4 protein-coding genes are annotated in these 3,489 nt (G+C 68.2%); 3 read left to right on the forward strand and 1 reads right to left on the reverse strand.

Features of this window, described 5'->3' with window-relative positions; all coding sequences use genetic code 11:
- On the reverse strand, nt 1-2,125 hold a 2,125-nt coding region (locus tag BN1132_RS03575), incomplete at its 3' end, for a DNA internalization-related competence protein ComEC/Rec2 (RefSeq protein WP_042075101.1).
- A 28-nt stretch (nt 2,126-2,153) separates the two neighbouring features.
- On the opposite strand from BN1132_RS03575, the gene BN1132_RS03580 reads away from it, so the two are divergent.
- The 3 genes from BN1132_RS03580 to BN1132_RS03590 all read left to right on the forward strand — a co-directional run.
- Complete coding sequence (locus BN1132_RS03580; protein WP_042075104.1) at nt 2,154-2,672, forward strand: DUF2062 domain-containing protein; 519 nt, start codon at nt 2,154-2,156, stop codon at nt 2,670-2,672.
- A complete protein-coding gene (locus BN1132_RS03585; RefSeq protein WP_042075107.1) occupies nt 2,666-3,160 on the forward strand; it encodes a DUF2062 domain-containing protein in 495 nt (164 codons plus the stop codon). Before BN1132_RS03580 ends, BN1132_RS03585 begins: the two co-directional genes overlap by 7 nt.
- 116 nt (nt 3,161-3,276) lie before the next feature.
- On the forward strand, nt 3,277-3,489 hold a 213-nt coding region (locus BN1132_RS03590), incomplete at its 3' end, for a helicase HerA-like domain-containing protein (protein ID WP_042075109.1).

The following is a 3,489-nucleotide window of genomic DNA, read 5'->3' on the forward strand; positions in this document are numbered from 1 at the left end:
CGATCAGGATGGCGCCCGCCTCCCCCGTCACCCACTGCAGCGCCCCCTGGTAACGCGCCACCACCTCGGGGCGGGGAAAGCCCCACTGGTTCATGAAGCCCGCGCTGTGCACCACTAAGGCCGGCTGCACGGCGGCGACAAAAGCCGGGGTCGAGGAGGTGCGGCTGCCGTGGTGAGGGCTCACCAGCAGGGTGCTGGCCAGCCCCTCTCCCCCGCCCTCCTCGCTTTCCAGGGCCAGCAGGCGCCGTTCCGCCTGCTGCTCGATGTCACCGCTGAGCAGCAGCCGATGGCGTCCGTCACTCAACTGCAGGACGCAGCTGTCGTTGTTGCGCCCCGCTCCGGGCCCCGGGGGCCAGAGCACCCTAAGATCCAGCCCCTGCCAGCGCCACTGCTGGCCACGACGACAGGCCTGGGTGCTCGGCGCAAACGGGAAGGAGGAGAGCTCGCGGCGCACCGGCATGTTCTGCAGCACCGCCTGCCGGTTGCCCGCGTGATCCCTGTCCCTGTGGCTGATGATCAGGGTATCGAGCACCCTGACGCCGAGCCTGCTGAGCAGGGGCAGGATGGCCGCATCTGCCATGTTGTAGCCCCCGGGGTAGCGATCCCCCGTATCGAACAGGATGGCTCGCTCCCCCCGGGTGATAAGTACCGATAGCCCCTGTCCCACGTCCAGCACCCGCACCTGCCAGGGGGTGGGTCTGGGCCAGACGGCCAGCAGCAGGGCCGCCACCACAGGGAGCAGCAGGAATCGGCCCCCCGGCAGATGCCAGGCCCCCCACAGCAGGATCAGCAGGACGCTGGCAGGCATCAGCCCGCCGGGGACAGGCCACCAGAGCTGCAGGTGCTCAGCCAGCCATCCCAGCCCCCGGAGCACCCACTCCAGCCCCAGATCGGACAGCCAGAACAGGCCATGGGCCAGGGGGCTGGCGATCGGGGCCACCAGCACGCCGATGAGCGCCAGCGGAATGATGCCGAGGCAGAACAGCGGCAACGCCAGCAGGTTGAGCAGGAGCGCCAGGGGCGCCATCCCCTCGAACAGCAGCAGCTGCAATGGCAGCAACCCGAGCAGCAGCAAGAGTTGCAGCCGCACCAGGCCGGGACGCGCGTGCAGCAGGCTCGCCAGCAACAGCAGGGCCACCGCCATAAAGGAGAGCCAGAACCCCGCCGAGTAGAGGGCGAAGGGGTCCCACAGGATCAATACCACGAAGGCCCACAGCCAGATGCGGTGGCTGGGCCAGTCCCGTTTCAACCAGCGCAGCAGGCTCCACACCAGCACCATGATGAGGGCCCGCTCGGTGGCCACCGCAAACCCCGCCAGCCAGCTGTAGGTGGCCGCGAACAGGAGCGACACGCCGATGGCCCCGCGCAGCCCGAACAGCCGGCCAAGCCACCAGCCGAGCACCGCCACCAGGGCGATATGCTGGCCGGAGATGGCGATGATGTGGGTCAGGCCGCTGCCGCGAAAGAGCTCCCACTGGGCGTCCGTGATCCGCCCCTGCTCCCCGAAGGTGAGCGCCGCCAGCAGGGGAGCCTGCGCCAGCCCCTCCCAGGCGCGGCTTGCCGTTGCCAGCCAGCGTTCGCGCAAGCCCGGGGGGACGGCATCCAGGGCGATGACCCGCCGCAGGTTGCCGGTGGCCGTGATCCCCTTGCCGAGCAGCAGGCGCCGCCCGTCCATCCCCGCTTCGTTGGCCAGACCATGGGCGGGCTTGAGGGAGGTCGCCAGGGTGACGCGACTGCCGGCGGGCAGCGGCGGCAACACCTGGTAGGCATTGACCCGCACCAGGGGCGACGGGGCAAGGGGGCGGTCGTCCAGGGTCTCGAGGCGCAGCAGCAGGCGCACGAATTTATCCTGATCTTTATCGCCAGAGGGCTCCGTACTTTGCACTTGTGCGGTTATGATGTGGCTCGTTTTTTTGCCCAGCTGATCCAGCCAGGCCAGCCGGTGGTGCATATTCCCCTGCATCCAGAGGATGCCGAGCAGCAGAAACAGCAGCCGCCAGCAGCGACAACCGGCGAGGGGGAGCGCGAGCAGCAGCGCCAGGCCCCCCCATTCCCATGAAGGCAGCCATGGCCAGAGCAGTGAGGAGCTTGCCCCCAGGGCAAACAACAGCAGACGCAGATCCATGGAGCAAGTATCTAGCAAGGTTTAACACATGCCCAAACGAATCATAAAACGCTGGTTGCCCGACCAGGACAAGCTCAAGGAGCACAAGCACCTGCGGCTGTTCGGCAGGCTGCTGCTCGATGCCAACCTGTGGCATCTCAACCGGCGCTCCGCCGCCGGCGCCTGTGCGGTCGGCCTCTTCATGGCCTGGATCCCCCTCCCCTGCCAGATGTTGCTGGCGGCCGGCGGCGCCATCGCCTGCCGGGTCAACCTGCCCCTCTCCGTGGCCCTGGTCTGGCTCTCCAACCCCTTCACCATGCCGCCCATGTTCTATAGCGCCTATCTGACCGGCTGCCAGTTGCTGGGGCAACCTTCCCGGCACATCGAGATCGAGTTCACCTGGGCCTGGCTGGTGTCTGTGTTCGAGACGGTGGCCCCGCCGCTCTTGCTGGGCTCCCTGGTGCTCGCCCTGTTGAGCTCGCTGATCGGCTACACCCTCATTCGCACCTGCTGGCGCATCAGCACCGTTCGTCAGTGGCACAGACGCAAGGTGGTACGCGCATGCTGAGCCGCTGGTTCGCCCGCTTCAAGATGGACCCGGACACCCTGCGCCGGCAGAAGTGGTTCGCCCTGTTTGGGGAGCGCCTGCTGACCCCCGCCCTCTGGCAGAGCACCCCCCGGGCCCTCTGCGGCGCCGTGGCGGCCGGCCTCTTCGCCAGCTGGATCCCGGTGCCCATGCACTCCCTGGTGGCCGTCGCCCTGGCGCTGGCGTTTGGCCTCAACCTGCCTCTGGCCCTGCTGGCGGTCTGGTTCAACAACCCGCTGACGCTCCCCTTCATGTACCTCTATGCCTATCGCACCGGCTGCCTGGTGCTGCATGAGACGCCGGAGCCCTTTCACCTCACCTGGTCCCTGCACTGGCTGGAGCACGAGGCCGCCACCCTGGTGCCCCCCTTCCTGCTGGGCAGCCTGCTGCTGGCGATATTGACCGCCACCACAGGCGCCCTGCTCACCCTGCTGACACTGCAACTGGGCAGACGGATCCGCGCCTCCTGAGGGGCCCCCGCCGTCACGCCGCGTCCACCGGGCGCGGCTTGCCATCGTTTGGCTCTGCCACCACACTCCTTGTAACCCGTTGTTTTTCGTCCCTCATGCGAGACAAGGAGCCCCCCATGGCCGAACCGCTCACGCTGGCCCATGCCAATGGCCACCCCCTCTCCCTGCTGCCCGCCATGGCCAATCGCCACGGCCTCATCACGGGCGCCACCGGAACCGGCAAGACGGTCACCCTGCAGGTGCTGGCGGAGGGCTTTTCCCGCCTCGGGGTTCCCGTCTTTCTGGCGGACGTGAAAGGGGATCTGAGCGGCCTGGGCGCCGCCGGCATG

This window comes from Aeromonas sanarellii (genome assembly GCF_000820085.1).
In the GTDB taxonomy this organism is placed as follows: domain Bacteria; phylum Pseudomonadota; class Gammaproteobacteria; order Enterobacterales; family Aeromonadaceae; genus Aeromonas; species Aeromonas sanarellii.

Coding starts and splice junctions, on each gene's coding strand:
- BN1132_RS03580 (WP_042075104.1), top strand. CDS start 2,154: ATGCCCAAACGAATCATAAAACGCTGGTTGCCCGACCAGGACAAGCTC.
- BN1132_RS03585 (WP_042075107.1), top strand. CDS start 2,666: ATGCTGAGCCGCTGGTTCGCCCGCTTCAAGATGGACCCGGACACCCTG.